12 protein-coding genes are annotated in these 14,935 nt (G+C 46.0%); 5 read left to right on the forward strand and 7 right to left on the reverse strand.

What is annotated here, in order from left to right:
• Positions 1-12: 12 nt before the first annotated feature.
• The 3 genes from OCV59_RS02850 to OCV59_RS02860 are packed head-to-tail and all read right to left on the reverse strand — an operon-like array spanning position 13 to position 2,323.
• Positions 13-900: a zinc ribbon domain-containing protein gene (locus tag OCV59_RS02850; protein WP_147592986.1), complete on the reverse strand. Its 888-nt coding sequence runs from the start codon at positions 898-900 to the stop codon at positions 13-15.
• Positions 901-939: 39 nt separating this feature from the next.
• Positions 940-1,497: a hypothetical protein gene (locus tag OCV59_RS02855; RefSeq protein ID WP_147592988.1), complete on the reverse strand. Its 558-nt coding sequence runs from the start codon at positions 1,495-1,497 to the stop codon at positions 940-942.
• 10 nt (positions 1,498-1,507) lie between these two features.
• Positions 1,508-2,323: a zinc ribbon domain-containing protein gene (locus OCV59_RS02860; protein ID WP_147592989.1), complete on the reverse strand. Its 816-nt coding sequence runs from the start codon at positions 2,321-2,323 to the stop codon at positions 1,508-1,510.
• 127 nt (positions 2,324-2,450) lie between these two features.
• Here OCV59_RS02860 and OCV59_RS02865 point away from each other — a divergent pair, with 127 nt between their 5' ends.
• Positions 2,451-2,657: a helix-turn-helix domain-containing protein gene (locus OCV59_RS02865; protein WP_147592991.1), complete on the forward strand. Its 207-nt coding sequence runs from the start codon at positions 2,451-2,453 to the stop codon at positions 2,655-2,657.
• Positions 2,658-3,359: 702 nt separating this feature from the next.
• Complete coding sequence (gene dinB, locus OCV59_RS02870) at positions 3,360-4,604, forward strand: DNA polymerase IV (protein ID WP_147592993.1); 1,245 nt, start codon at positions 3,360-3,362, stop codon at positions 4,602-4,604.
• Positions 4,605-4,856: 252 nt separating this feature from the next.
• Here the strand turns inward: dinB and pfkA are convergent, their stop codons facing one another.
• Positions 4,857-5,816, reverse strand: a complete 960-nt coding sequence (gene pfkA, locus OCV59_RS02875; RefSeq protein ID WP_147592995.1) for a 6-phosphofructokinase — start codon at positions 5,814-5,816, stop codon at positions 4,857-4,859.
• A gap of 18 nt (positions 5,817-5,834) precedes the next feature.
• Positions 5,835-9,422: a DNA polymerase III subunit alpha gene (locus tag OCV59_RS02880; protein ID WP_147592997.1), complete on the reverse strand. Its 3,588-nt coding sequence runs from the start codon at positions 9,420-9,422 to the stop codon at positions 5,835-5,837.
• Between the two features lie 122 nt (positions 9,423-9,544).
• Between OCV59_RS02880 and OCV59_RS02885 the strand changes: the two genes are divergently transcribed.
• On the forward strand, positions 9,545-10,942 hold the full coding sequence (locus tag OCV59_RS02885; protein ID WP_147592999.1) for a L,D-transpeptidase family protein: 1,398 nt from the start codon (positions 9,545-9,547) through the stop codon (positions 10,940-10,942).
• Positions 10,943-11,049: 107 nt separating this feature from the next.
• Here OCV59_RS02885 and OCV59_RS02890 read toward each other — a convergent pair whose 3' ends face one another.
• Positions 11,050-12,810 carry a helix-turn-helix transcriptional regulator gene (locus tag OCV59_RS02890; RefSeq protein WP_147593001.1) on the reverse strand — a complete coding sequence of 587 codons (1,761 nt, stop codon included), beginning with the start codon at positions 12,808-12,810 and terminating at the stop codon, positions 11,050-11,052.
• Positions 12,811-12,997: 187 nt separating this feature from the next.
• On the opposite strand from OCV59_RS02890, the gene OCV59_RS02895 reads away from it, so the two are divergent.
• Entirely contained in the window at positions 12,998-13,564 is a 567-nt protein-coding gene (locus tag OCV59_RS02895; protein WP_147593003.1) for a hypothetical protein, read from the forward strand.
• Positions 13,565-13,619: 55 nt separating this feature from the next.
• Positions 13,620-14,369, forward strand: coding sequence for a hypothetical protein (locus OCV59_RS02900; protein WP_147593008.1), 750 nt, complete (start codon positions 13,620-13,622; stop codon positions 14,367-14,369).
• Positions 14,370-14,375: 6 nt separating this feature from the next.
• Here OCV59_RS02900 and OCV59_RS02905 read toward each other — a convergent pair whose 3' ends face one another.
• Complete coding sequence (locus tag OCV59_RS02905) at positions 14,376-14,816, reverse strand: GNAT family N-acetyltransferase (RefSeq protein ID WP_147593010.1); 441 nt, start codon at positions 14,814-14,816, stop codon at positions 14,376-14,378.
• Positions 14,817-14,935: the final 119 nt, after the last annotated feature.

Consider the following 14,935-nt stretch of genomic DNA (forward strand, 5'->3'; position numbering starts at 1 on the left):
TCTTACTGTTCATTATAAACATATGGCAATCAGTCCTATAATACAGATCAGAATTACAATGCCTATACAGACCTTTGCTTTCACGCTCAGATTTTCTATGATATCTGTGCAAATTTTCGCGATTTCATTATTAACAAAAGTTTCTTTTAAAGTCTTATTTTCCTCTGAAAGTTTCCTAATTATTTCTTTTTCACTTAATTGTTTTCCACATTTATTGCAAAAAAGCTTTGTATTATCAAATGCAACATTGCAACTCGTACAATATCTAATATGTAATATTACTTTTGACATTTCATTTCCGCACACAGGACAAAATTTCTTATTGCTTTCCGCTCCACATCTATTACACTTCCTTGTAGCTTTTCTTTTCTCTTCAAGATATACCTGCATATTATTTTCTTTTGAATTCACGTTTCGTATACTAATTACACTTGCAATTATGTATAATACACTGACTATTATCGTAATAGAAAACATCAATACAACTGTCAACGTTCTACTGGCCATAATTATAATAATCAAGAAAACAGCAAGTATAACATTCAATACAATACCACAATCTCTCAAATTTCGTTTCTTTTTGATCCCTAATATGCCACTAGCAAGTGGGATGCCTGCCAATATGCAAAGTAGAATTGAACTATTAAAATCTAAAAGCAATGTTAACATCAAAAGTATAAAAAATATGCCTACTATGCTCCCTTCTACAATACTGATTATTGATATCACTTTTAAAAAAAGGGAACGTCCTTTTTCTTCCAAAGATATATCATTCACATGATTCCATGAACTCTCAGTTCCCATATACCCGCCAACATTCACACTTACCGTTGAAATATCTTTGTTATCAATCAATTCCTTTTGTTCAGAATTCACCATTAATGTTTTTTGTCTATACATTTATTCATCCTTTACAATCATATATGTTTACACAAACTTTCATTGAAAAGTTATTGACTCTATAAACCCGTCAAATTCTTTGAAATTCCTCGAATCAGTTGTGCTGTCACTTGTCACCCATTCAAATTTATATATAATCTCATCGTACTCAATATAAATATCTGTATATTCCAATGCAGACTCTTTGTCATGATATTTGGATATATAGTTATATTCGTATACTATCGCTTTTTGTTTTCCTATTGTCTGTTCTCCTGAGGTTACTTCAGAGTAATATGATTGATAGTTTCCTTTTTCTGATGCGCTGTCTTCTTCATTTTCTTCAAGATATTTAATATCGCTTTTCATTTCTTCCTTTGTAACCATACATACTGTCAAACTACCAAAACCATAATTTCGTTCAAACTCATATTCACCATCTTCGGATTCTTGATCATCTTCATCGTACTCAACTGCACCCCACCCAGCCGGAATCATGAATGTAACATCTTTATAAGTATATGACCCATCATCATTAACACTTAATTCATTAGTTCCACATGATACAAATACCATGCATAAAATCAAGCATAACCAAAATACTGCAACCTTTTTCATACTGCACTCCTTATTCACTGATAGTTGGAATCATTGTATTGAGCTTTTCATAAAGTTCAGCGACTTCACTATCAAGGTCGTTGACTTTATCAGTATAACTATTGTATGACCCCTCTGGATCCATTGCTAAATCAGTAAAAGCTTTGTATTTTCCATAGAACTCAACTGCCAAACTATAATATTGTGCATATTCTCCAGGAGGATTTTTCAGTTTTTTCATATATTCCTCTACCTTTTTCTGATTGTCTTCTATCACACTGACTGTTTCTATAGTAGAGTCATCCAAATACAAATTCAGTAAAGCCTCATTAAAGTCTTCTACCCCTTCAACGTATTTTTCCGTTTCTTCATCGGAGTCTTCATATATTGCATCATGCCATACGCTCTTAGTAAGATTGCAGAGGTCTTCAGCTTCCGTCGCACCTTGTAGTGCCGTAGTCACAAATGCATTCAGATTCGCAACATATTCAGCTTTCTGCTGCTTGTCTTTTAAATGTATAACTATTGGAATTGACGCAATAATAGCCAAAACAATTATTGCTGCTATAATCACGATTACTTTTTTATTCATTTTCTTTTTTAATGGAGGCTGTACGTTTTCTGGCGTTACGAAATCTAAGTTTGTATCTCCTGGCATCGATTCCACCGACTCATTTTCGTGAGGTCCTGAATATCCAGCTATTTGATAGTTATTATCAGTGACATTATCTATTACGTTTTCTTCCGCTAACATCGCTACATCGCCTACAAAGTCTGTCATTGGCTTACCGCAATCAGGACAAAAATTTGCATCTGCTTTTTTACCGCATTCGAGACATATTTTCATATTTCTTCTCCTCATCAATAAAAACTATATCTAATGTTTACATTATATAACGTAACAGTCTATATCTCAATTGATTTTTTCATATAACATCTAATTAATTCATTAGATACTAAGGGGGATAGATACTATGATCAGATTGAATGTATTAGCTCTTTTAGAAGAAAGAAGCAAGACTAAATACTGGCTCTGGAAGCAACTCGGTATGTCATATCAGAATTTCAATAAAATGGTAAATAATGAAACCAAGTCAATAAGGTATGATACTATCGAGGCATTATGTGGAATTTTTGAATGTGAGCCTAATGATTTATTCATTGAAGCCGATGATGAATGATCATTCTTTCTATTACAGTACTTCTAAATGAAACAATTCTTTTCCAATCTGTACTTCTAATAACTTTACCCTGTGACACCTGACCTGATGGCACATTTACGCAGCGATTTCAGCCATAAATCCATAATTTACAGAGGTTCTTGGCTGAAAACTGGAAATCACATTTTTCTGATATTAGCGGAGAGTTCGCTTACCAATGGCCAATTGGATTTTTTCAGCCATACGACATAGAATCGGATATAATTTGGCTGAAAGCTGGAAATGCGAACCAATTAAAAAAGAAAGCACACTGCTGATGCAAAAGATGTTTGTCAATAAGTTCCTATAATTTCCTTTTTTCAGCCACAATACCGGACATAACATATACTTTTGGCTGAAACAGCGGCGACAAACTCGACACGCAAGCTCCACAATAAAATATGCGGGATCACATAAAAGATCTGCGGTCGCATTTCAGACGAAAGCAGCAGCATGCATATCAGGCCGATCAATGCCGTCACCGTTCAATTACCAATATCGCACATTCATATAACCTATATTGCGCTCGTACTGTATTTTAACTATAATTGAATTGCCCATCGACGAACAGATGAAACACCACAAGCATAACCTGATATCTATCTTCGATCGACACACTAATGAAACACCGCAGGCGTAACCTGATGTCGATCTCCGATCGACAATAATATGAAAGGAGGATTTATGGACAGAGTCATACTGCACTGCGATATGAACGGGTTTTACGCATCTGTCGAGCTGCTCGACTACCCGCAGCTCAAAGACAAACCGATGGCTGTATGCGGCAATCCGGATGACCGCCACGGCATCATACTTGCGAAAAATGAGATCGCCAAAAAATATGGTGTAGTCACTGCTGAGACCCTGTGGCAGGCCAGAAAAAAATGTCCCGGCCTTCAGGTCGTACCTCCGCATCACCACAAATACAGACATTACAGCAAACTGATAAACCAGATATATCTGCGCTACACTGACATGGTCGAACCGTTCAGCGTAGACGAATCCTGGCTAGACGTGACCGGGAGCACGAAGCTTTTCGGCACCGGCTCACAGATCGCCGATGAGATCAGACAGACAGTGAAGAAGGAGCTCGGGCTCACGCTTTCAGCCGGGGTATCATTCAACAAGATCTTCGCTAAAATGGGCAGCGACTACAAAAAACCTGATGCCACCACTGTGATAACACGGGAGAATTTCAAGCTGCTGCTCTGGCCGATGAACGTCAGGTCCATGTTTTTCGTAGGAAAAGCGACCGCAGGCAAGCTTCACGACTACGGCATCAAAACGATCGGGGAGCTTGCGAACTCAGACCGCAATATGATAAAAAAAATGCTCGGCAAACAGGGCGGACTGATACACGACTATGCCAACGGGCTCGACACTACTCCGGTCCTGCGATACGACCATCTCGAAAAAATAAAATCCGTAGGCAATGGCACTACGTTCCGCCGGAATCTCCAGGGTTTTGACGATATAAAGATCGGAGTGATAGGACTCGCCGATACGGTCGCCAGCCGTCTGCGCAAGCACAAGCTGAAAGCTTTCGGAGTCAAGGTCGATATCAAAGATCCGGCACTGAAAGTCATATCCAGGCAGCAGCAGCTCGACAATCCGACAAATCTGACCGAAGTCATCACCGAAACAGCGCTATCGATAATCAGAAAATCCTGGTCGATGCGCGATCCTATCCGGATGCTCACGATCACTGCGATAAACCTTTGCGATGAAAACCAGGCGCAGCAGCTTTCACTGTTTTCCGATGAAAACATCAGCATCGAAAAAGGAGAAAAAGTCGAACGTGCGATGGACAGCATCAGACAGAAATTCGGTTCGGGAGCGATCAGCTTCGGATCCGTGCTCAATAACGACATCGGCCTCGACACCGGTACTCTTCCCGGATCGGAAGATCCCGGCGATGACAACAGCTAAAGACAGTAACAACTAAAGATGACAATGAGAACAAAAGTGGCTTCGCCACATATTTTCATATGAAACTCTTGTTGATATTCCGGAAATATCGAAAGCGATATTTCCTACATAATGAAAAATACCTGAGATCAGCCTCGCGCACCACACGCACACCGCCGTCTCAGGTCTTTATTTATCCTTTTGTACTTTCCTTTTATATACACCGGCCGCATTGCTCTGCATGCCTGCGCCTCAGCTCCCGATGCAGCAGCGCTATGACAGGATCTCGGCTATCTCATACAGATCTTTTCTGAATTCCTTTTTCATCTCGAGTGCATCAGCCAGATCGACTGCCGTGATCTCATTATTTATTATGCCTATCGCTTTACTTCGCTCATCATCGTACAAAAGCTTCACGGCTTTGCTTGCCATGACGCTCGCGAGCATCCTGTCGCGACCCGTAGGCGTGCCGCCTCTCTGGATATATCCCGGCACTACCGAACGTACCTCTCTGCCCGTGCGCTCCTCTATTATCTCCGCGAGCTGCTGTACGCTCATATCGACACCTTCCGCTTTCATTATTATGCTGTGCAGCTTTCCTGACTGCTGCCCGCGCAGCACCCTGCGGCACACCATGTTTATATCGGTCTCCATCTCCGGAACAAGTATCACATCAGCGCCGCCGGCAAGCCCTGCATGAAGCGCGATATCACCGCAGTGACGCCCCATGACTTCTACTATAGTGGTCCGCTCGTGAGCAGACGCCGTATCTCTGAGATTTGATATCATAGACAGCACGGTGTTAACCGCTGTATCAAAGCCTATCGTATAGTCTGTACAGCCGAGGTCGTTATCTATCGTTCCCGGGATCCCCATCACAGTCACACCGAGTCTGTCGAGCTCCAGACCGCCGCGGAAAGATCCGTCACCGCCTACGACGATCAGTCCCTCTATGCCGAAAGTCTGCAGCATGTCCACAGCGTGTTTCTGCCATTTAGCTTCCCTGAAGCGTTCGCTTCTCGCCGTCCTGAGTATAGTACCGCCTCTCTGCAGTATATCTCCGACGGAATGCCATTCCATCTTCCTGATCTCTCCGTCAAGCAGACCCTCATATCCGCGTTCGATCCCGAATACTTCCATTCCCATCGAAAGTCCAGTCCTGACAGCCGCTCTGACTGCAGCATTCATTCCCGGCGCATCTCCACCGCTGGTAAGTATCGCTATTTTCTTCATATCTCATTCCTCCATTTTTCAGCCCTTGTAGTTCTCTTCCCCCACTATATCTGTTACAGCTTTCCTGAAATCCATATCAGGATCGACCCAAAGATCACGCTCCGTCCTGAACGAGCCGCCGGTCGGCATATACACGATCGCCTGATAACCTCCACGATGAGCAGTCATTATGTCCTTTATGCGGTTCAGCATTTCCGACGTATTGCCTGCCGGAAGCTTTATCTTCACCAGTCCCTCAGGCTCATCACCGCTACCTGCCGCTGCCGCCTGCCTTGAACTGTGTCTGCTGCCGTTCTGACCGCCGCCTGCGCCGGATCCGTCCGCACCCTCATCTGCAGCCAGCTCACCCAGCGCGCGTATGTCAGTTATCCTGTTAGCCAGCAGCTTCGGCACTTCACCTTCCTTGAAGTTGATCGTGCCTGCCACCGATATGATCGAGTCCTCAGCGGTAAGCGCACCGTACCTCTCGTAAACGTTCGGGAACACCACCACTTCTACCGTGCCGTACAGATCCTCCATATCCACGAATGCCATCATCTTACTGTTCTTCGTTATCAGTGTCTTCCTGCCCGTCACGATCCCCGCCATCACCGCGCTCATACCGTCGGTGATGAAGCTGTGCGTCTCGCCGCTCTCCTCGCTTTCAAGCACTTCCGCGAGATCCTGCGAAGTCACTGTTACCGACCTTTCTATCATATCGCGATACTCTGTGAGCGGGTGATCCGTTATGTAAACGCCCAGCATTTCCTTTTCCTGCGCTATGAGGACGTCTTTTTCGAAATTCTTCACGTCAGGAAGTCTCTTGACATCCTGACTCTCTTCCATGGTTTCCGCGTTCAGCTGGAAAAGCGACAGCTGTCCCTCGAGCACGTTCTTCGCATTCGACTGAGCCGACTCTATCAGACTTTCGAATATTCCCATATGAGCTGCCCTGTTTTCACTGAAACAGTCGAGCGCGCCGGCCTTTATCAGACTCTCAACAGCCTTCTTGTTTATCCTGTGTATATCCAGGTCATCTATGAACTGGAATATGTCCTTAGGAAGACCCTTTGCCTCTCGCGCCTCTATGATCGCATCGGCAGGCCCTTCGCCCACATTTTTCACGCCTAGAAGTCCGAATCTTATCTTACCGTCCGATACAGTGAACTTCTTACCGCTTTCGTTTACATCAGGAGGCAGCACCTCTATGCCCATATCCACGCAGTTCCTTATATACTTCGCCGTTGAATCCGCGTCGCCCATTACACTGGTCAGCAGCGCCGCCATGAATTCCACCGGATAATGCACTTTCAGATAGCCCGTTTCATACGCGAGCACGGCATATGCAGCCGCATGTGACTTGTTGAACGCATACTCTGCGAAGCTGACCATCTGGTTGAATATCTCCTCGGCCGCCTCTTCCGGCACACCGTTGCGCACACATCCCGCGATCTCGACAGTCCCGTCGTCTGCAGTCTTTCCATGGATGAAATATTCCTTCTCCTCGAGCATCACATCCATCTTCTTCTTGCTCATCGCACGGCGCACCAGATCCGAACGGCCGTATGAGTATCCGCCCAGGTCACGCACTATCCTCATTACCTGCTCCTGGTAAACCAGGCATCCGTACGTTACGGAAAGTATCGGTTCGAGGCTCTCGTGGATGTATTCGATGCTCTCAGGGTGTTTCTTGTTGTCTATATATGTAGGGATCGACGACATCGGGCCCGGCCTGTAGAGCGAGATCCCTGCGACGACATCTTCGAAGCAGTCCGGTCTGAGGTTTTTCATGAACTGCGTCATGCCTCCGCTTTCCAGCTGGAAGATCCCCTGTGTGTTTCCTTTGGAAATCATGTCATAGACAGCAGGATCATCGTAGTCCATCGAAGCGAAATCTATCTTCACTCCGTGGTTTTCCTCGATCATCTCCAGCGCGTCCCGTATTATCGTCAGGTTCCTGAGCCCCAGGAAGTCCATCTTGAGCAGTCCCAGCTCCTCTATCGTCGTCATGTTGAACTGCGTGGAAAGGCCTTTATCCGCAAGGTAAAGCGGCACGTATTCGTCGATGCTCTCCTTTGAGATCACCACGCCGGCAGCATGCGTCGATGCGTGGCGCGGCATTCCCTCGATAGCTCTCGCCATGTCTATTACCTTGCGCGTCGTTTCCTCCGACTCGTACTTGGCCTTCAGCTCCGGACTCGTTTCGAGAGCCTTGTCTATCGTCATCTTCAGCGCGAACGGTATCGCCTTCGCGATCGCATCCGTCTCAGGATAGCTGACATTCAGCACCCTTCCTACATCGCGCACGGCCTGCTTCGCTTTCATCGTTCCGAATGTTATAATCTGCGACACCTTGTCTTCACCGTATTTCTCGATAACGTAATCTATGACCTCGCCCCGTCTCTCGTAGCAGAAGTCTATATCTATATCAGGCATGCTGACTCTTTCCGGATTGAGGAACCTCTCGAAGATCAGGTCGTACTTGATCGGGTCTATATCCGTTATCCTGAGCGTGTATGCCACGATGCTGCCCGCTGCCGAGCCTCTGCCGGGTCCGACCATTATGCCCTTGTTCTTCGCGTAGTTTATGAAATCCCAGACTATCAGGAAGTATTCCACGTATCCCATGTTTTCTATCGTGGAAAGCTCATAGTCGAGCCTTGCATGCAGTTCCGCCATCTTCTCGCTGTCTGCAGCCTTATATCTCTGCTGCAGCCCCTCTTCGCATAGTTTTCTGAGATACTCTCTGTTCGTCATGCCGTCCGGGGCGCTGAAATCAGGCAGGTGCAGCTCGCCGAACCTGAATGTCACGTCGCAGCGTTCTGCGATCGCCGCCGTATTGTCACATGCTTCCGGTATGTTTGCAAATATCCTGCGCATCTCATCTTCGGACTTGAGATAGAACTGGTCGTTCGGGAATCTCATCCTGTTGTCTTCATCGATCGTCGATGCCGTCTGTATGCACATCAGGACGTCCTGCGCCACTGCATCTTCCTGTCTGACATAGTGCACGTCGTTCGTGGCGACAAACGGTATGCCTGTCTCCTCGTGCAGCCTTTTCATATCGGGAAGTATGCGCATTTCCTCTTCGAGTCCCTGATCCTGCAGCTCAAGGAAAAAACTGTTTTCCCCGAATATCTCACGCATCTCGAGAGCTTCTTTCTTTGCGCCGGCATAGTCCCTGTTGAGCAGCCTGTGCTGCACCTCTCCGGCAAGGCACGCGGACAGCGCGATCAGACCTTCGCTATACTGCCGCAGTACATTCTTGTCTATCCTCGGCTTGTAGTAAAAGCCGTGGCGGTAACCCTCCGACACGATTTTCATCAGGTTCTTGTAGCCTGTATCGTTTTCTGCCAGCAGCACGAGATGCCCCATATGCTTGTCCTTTTCGGAGTCCTTGTCGAAAAGCGTTCTGGCAGCAGTGTATACTTCACACCCTATTATAGGTTTTATCCCCTGTTTCAGGCATTCTCTGTAAAAGTCTATCACGCCGAACATCACACCGTGATCGGTTATCGCAAGCGATGTCATTCCAAGCTCTCTGGCATGTGACACCAGGTCATCTATCCTTGAGGCGCCGTCTAAAAGGCTGTATTCTGTATGTACATGAAGATGTGTAAAAGCCATATTTTACCTCGCAAATCCAAAAGAACAAATTATATTGCTATTTTACCACAAAAATGTATTTTTTCCCTTTAAAACTTATATTAAATAGAGTAAAATGAAAAAGGTTTGATTAAGGAGAAGATATGAAAAAAATTATTATAACCGTTTTGATAATTATTCTTGCAATAATGGCAATAATCGGATACGCTACGTTTGCATACTCGAAATCTGATGACTACAAAAGCGACAGATTCCCGGACAACACTCAGATAAACGGAGTCGACTGCTCCGGTCTGACATATGATCAGGCAGGAGAGAAGCTCACGGAAAAATGGAATGCAAAACACATAGTGATCACCGGACCGCTGAGCGATGATCTCGCCAATTTCACGGGTTTCGGCTGCACGTACAAGATAGAAAAAAGCCTTAAAAATGCGAAGAAGCACGGCATCGTTCTCGCCGCCATGAACCATTTCATAAAAACGCCTCTGATCGTCCATTTTCCGATGACTGTCGACAAGTACAGTGAAGAATTCAGGCAGAATGTCCTGAGTTCGGAGTTCCTCAACAAGAAAAACGCCAAGGAAAGCCGCAACGCTTATGTGGATCTTTCGAAACCGAATTTCCCTATAGTACCGGAGATACACGGCACAAAGCCTGACGGCGAAGCATTTTTCAAAGACCTTCTCAAACACATAGAGGGGGGCGAATTCAGATTCGCATTCGAAGAAAAGGATTACTACACAGTACCTGAGATCACTTCAGACAATGAAGAGCTGAAAGAATACCAGAAATACTGCAAGAAGTATCTCAAACAGAAAATAACATACAGCCTCGGCGAAGAGACGTTCACGATAACAGCAGAACAGCTCGACAAGCTGATGAAGGATGACAGATCCGGCAAAGCTGACGAAACTGCTGTCGGAGAATATGTCGTCTCGCTCGCTGAAAAGTACGACAACATCGGAGCTGAGAGAAACTTCACATCGCTCAGCGGAAGAGAGATCAGTGTTGCCGGCGGCACCTACGGCTGGGAGATAAATCAGGATGAGGAAAAAGCCCAGCTCGTCAAGGACATCAATTCTCACAAGGACGTCACAAGAGAGCCAGTCTTCTCAGAAAAAGGCTACGGCGAATACTCGCGAGCACTTGGAGACACTTACATTGACGTGGATATATCATACCAGACAGTGAAATTCTATATAAAGGGCGAGCTTTATTTCAGTGCAAACTGTGTTACAGGATGCCGGGCTACCGGAACAACTACCGATATCGGTACCTACTACATCCTGAATAAAGTGCGGAACGTAGTCCTCAAAGGCGACAACGGAGACGGCACGAAATACGAAAGCCCTGTAAAATACTGGCTCGGCGTCACATGGACCGGTCAGGGCTTCCACGATGCTGACTGGAGAGGCGCTTTCGGCGGAAGCATATGGGTATACAACGGAAGTCACGGATGCATCAATATGCCTCCGAGCAGGATGCCTGAGCTTTACAACGCGGCAGAGGTAGGAATGCCTGTCGTGATGCATTACTAAAACGATCGCGCACTGTGACTAACAGTGCCACTGCAACCGAAAAACAGATCCCGCAGAATTCGACCGGACAACCGGACATAACACTGCGGGATTTTTTATATCGTTTCTCAGACATGTACCGCCTCGCTGACCGGTACCACGAAATTTTCAAGCGCATCCAGCATCTTAGGATGACGTATCACGAAATGCACCGCCGGCGCCTTGTTCTTTGAAACCATCGCCCAGCTTCCCTCATGCATACGAATCTGGATATTCCTGAATGCATGATCCTCATGCTCGTTGAGCCTGTACGATTTGTGTTTTTCTGCAAAGTCCCTGCACGCCTCAAGATGCATACGGTATTCTTCATAAGAGTAGTACAGCTCCTTTTCATAAAAAATATCCGAAAGCGACATCACCATAGGATGTTCTTCAAATTCCTCCTCCGTCAGCAGGGGAACATCATCTGTCATTGTATTTTCCTGTATCATATTCTCTACAAGCTCTTTCTGCTTCTGCGCGAACGCGGAGATCCTGACTCTGTCTGCAGCCGTGACATCATTGCTGTCGAACAGACGCTCAAGCAGCTCGTCATTCATCGTATACAAAGGCAGCGATGAAAGTATGTTGTGGCGCGGCCCCGGTGCAGACGCGTCCGTATTCAAGAACATGGAATACTGTTTTTCCGATTCGCTCCTGTACACCTCCATCAGAGGCCTTGCCTTTGCCAGCAGATGCTTTGCCTTTTTGCTGAAATACGCCACTTCCTCCCTGTTCTTCGTCAGACAGTATCTGCCGCTGTCGTGGTGCCCCTGTATGCATTCGCCGCTCAGCGCCGCCTTTCCGGAAACGTAATTGAAATGACAGTATACACCGTTATGCTTTCCTCTCAGATAGTACGGCGATACCTGACCTGTCATGTAAAGCGGCATCCAGCTTTCAAGTCCTAGCATCATCTCCCTGAAAGGTCTGTCTATATTATGTATGATATTGATATGGAGCCCTTTTTTCATCATCATCGCGATCCCGAACATCCACTTCTTGCCGAAATCCAGATCCTCAGCCATGTCAGCCATAGGCATGTCGCTGCACATGAAGACATCCTCCAGCGACTTTGAAAGCACAGTTGTTTTGAAGAAGTCGAGCTCTCCCTGCTTCATTTCCTCTATGCCGTAATAACTCTTCGAAACCGGCAGCTGAAAAGGCAGCGATGGCACTTTGAGCTGATCGAACTTTATCGCCCTTATATATTCGTCCAGGTCAAAATCATCGAATTTTCTCAGAAAACTCCCTACAGGGTCGCTGCCTCCCGACGTGCCGCTGCTCAGCCATTCGCGAAGAACATCCATGCAGCCTGAATCCGTTGTCAGATCATCCTCGCTGCACCCGGTCAGCTCCGCCAGCATCCTGGCTGTATCCTCCGAATACTTCTTGTTCACGACAAACCTGCATATGCCTTCGATAAACCCTTCACGATCCGAAGGCCTCCTCTGCCCGAGACGGATCCTCGAAATGTATGACGGATCGAAGCTGAGTGCTCTGGACAGCTCTGAGGTACTGATATCGAATGCCGAAATAAGGGTATTGAGATTGGCAGTGAACTGTTCATAATCAAAATCCGCTTCATCTGTGTATCTTTTGAATGCCTCACGTATCTCTCTGCCTGCCTCGCTCACATCCGCCTGCTCTTTCCTTTCACTTCGCGCATTCTTTTCCGCCAGTGAGACCAGCCCGCCTATCAGCATCGCAAGCTGCTCTTTGCCCGGAACACGCTCTCCTGTACGATACCTGCTCAGCGCAGCGGCAGACAGCCCCGATACTTCAGAAAGTTCCTTTGCAGTACATCCTATCTCTGTAATATATTTATTTAGCAAGTCGTTAAACTTCATTCTATTTCTCTCCCCTGAAAAGTTCTACTGCTATAATATACCCTACTTGGCCGCCTTTTGCAATTCCCGAACTGTCATGGACTATTCGGGAATACAGTTTCCCCTATAGGCTTTTTCATGTAAACTTTTAATGTAAAGACATTGCACACTTACCGGTATTTACAGCAGTACAAAAGGAGATGACTGTATGCAAACAGAAAAATTTATACTCAATCAGATGAAGCGCGATAAAAAAATATACAGCGTATGTCTCAAGGTATTCGCCGTCGCACTGACAGTATTCGCTATCGCACTGATATGCAGCATATTCATGAAGGCAAGTATCGGGGTCACAATCCTTGACATAATCATCATGGCTGTCATTGCGATCCAGTTTCCCACGTTCAAACGACTTAAAAACAAAGCCGGCATAGCATGCGATGAGATAGAAAGGGCTTTATCCACCCCGGGATTTTCCTTCCCTGATGACTACTCGTCAGTTACGAATTCCATGAGGAAAAAGGCCGTTCAGGAGCCGAAAAAGCTGATGATCTCTGCGATCCTTATCCTGATCCTGGCTGTGACATGTGCGGCTTTTCCCATATTCATAATCTGGATCGAATCGTTTGACGATTTTATTTACTTTGGTATGGGGGCAATGTTCGTAGTCATACTGTTCAGCATCGTTGCTGTCGTTCTGTTCATTCTGATGCTTATGTATCTCAAGGACTACCGCACGGCCAGAAAGCTCCGGCAGCTTAACAGTGAACAATGATATTACATAAGATTTTTATTGGACTTTACTTGCAGATAATATAATGGAGGATAACATGAAAAAACTTTCTATACTGATTTCAGCACTGATGATTATCGCACTCTGCATCACAGGATGCGGGAACAAAGAAGATATCCGTGTCACTGACACTGCTGCCGGTTCTTCGGGATACGAGAACTATGACGGATACGCTTACTATCTGGACAACGGTGACGTGAAATACCGTCTCGATACCAAAAACGGATTCAAAATGCACGGTTTTTTCCAGTACGATTCACCTGAGTATGTTGAAGAAGTTTATGCCATCGACCTTCAGAAAACAGATGATTACGTTTCGACCGCCATCAAGATCACTGACGGAAGCGGCATGGATATCACCGATAACTTCAAAAGCATGACATTCACCGAAGCAGGCGGTGAACTGCGCATGGAGGTAGCGCGCGACGAGTCCACTCTTGCCGGCGGTGAAAGCAGCTCCATAATGAGCGGAGTATATTCGTTCATGCCTCCGAAAGACGGCACTTCATCCGGCTCTTCCGGTTCATCCAAATATGGCGAGACGATGTATACCACTGACGAACTCGGCAGACTGGCTCAGAGCTATTACAAAAGACACAACGGCTACTGCCCGCCTGAAGTCGCTGTTACAGACAACGGCAACTATACTTTCACGATACAGCTCTACGAAACAAAAGATAACGGAGACGGCACGTATCACACTGCCACCTCCGCATGGTACACTGTGGATCAGCTCGGCCGTGGCACCAATGACCTTACCGGCGAATCCATCAGCCTTGAAGACTGAAGCTCACTACAGCTCTTTCATTATTATGCACGGGAAACATGTCTTATGGAACTGTCTGCACGCCTGACAGTCTGAAATATCAGGAGCGATCGATCTGCTTATCCTGACCCATCCGTACTGACTGTAGTAGTCCGGGACTTTTGCACAGCCCCATATCCTGTCTGCACCGAGACGTCTGAATCCGTCCTCTGCAGTCAGCAGCATTTTTTCCCCCAGATGCTCATTTCGATATTCTTTTTTCACTGCGAGCTGCTCCAGCACATAACATCCGTCGCGATATCCTGCAACGGCTGCTGCGAGCAGCTCCCCTGTATCTTCATCTTCACACTTCCACATCTTCAGATTGTGATCCGGAGCCTCTTTCGATGGCTCGACCTCCAGACCGCATTCGCAGCACAATACCGAGATCGGATAATAATCTTCTGTTTCACTTATTCTATAATTCATGTCGCTACCGTCCTTTCACACTGATCAAGTATATTATTCGTTTTTATGACAGACTGTTCCATATGTTCATTACTGCGTAGCTTCTCCATGGACTCGTTCAAACTGCAGTTCTTTTCTAT

Source organism: Brotomerdimonas butyrica (assembly GCF_025567305.1).
GTDB classification, from domain to species: Bacteria; Bacillota; Clostridia; order Peptostreptococcales; family Anaerovoracaceae; genus Lentihominibacter; species Lentihominibacter butyricus.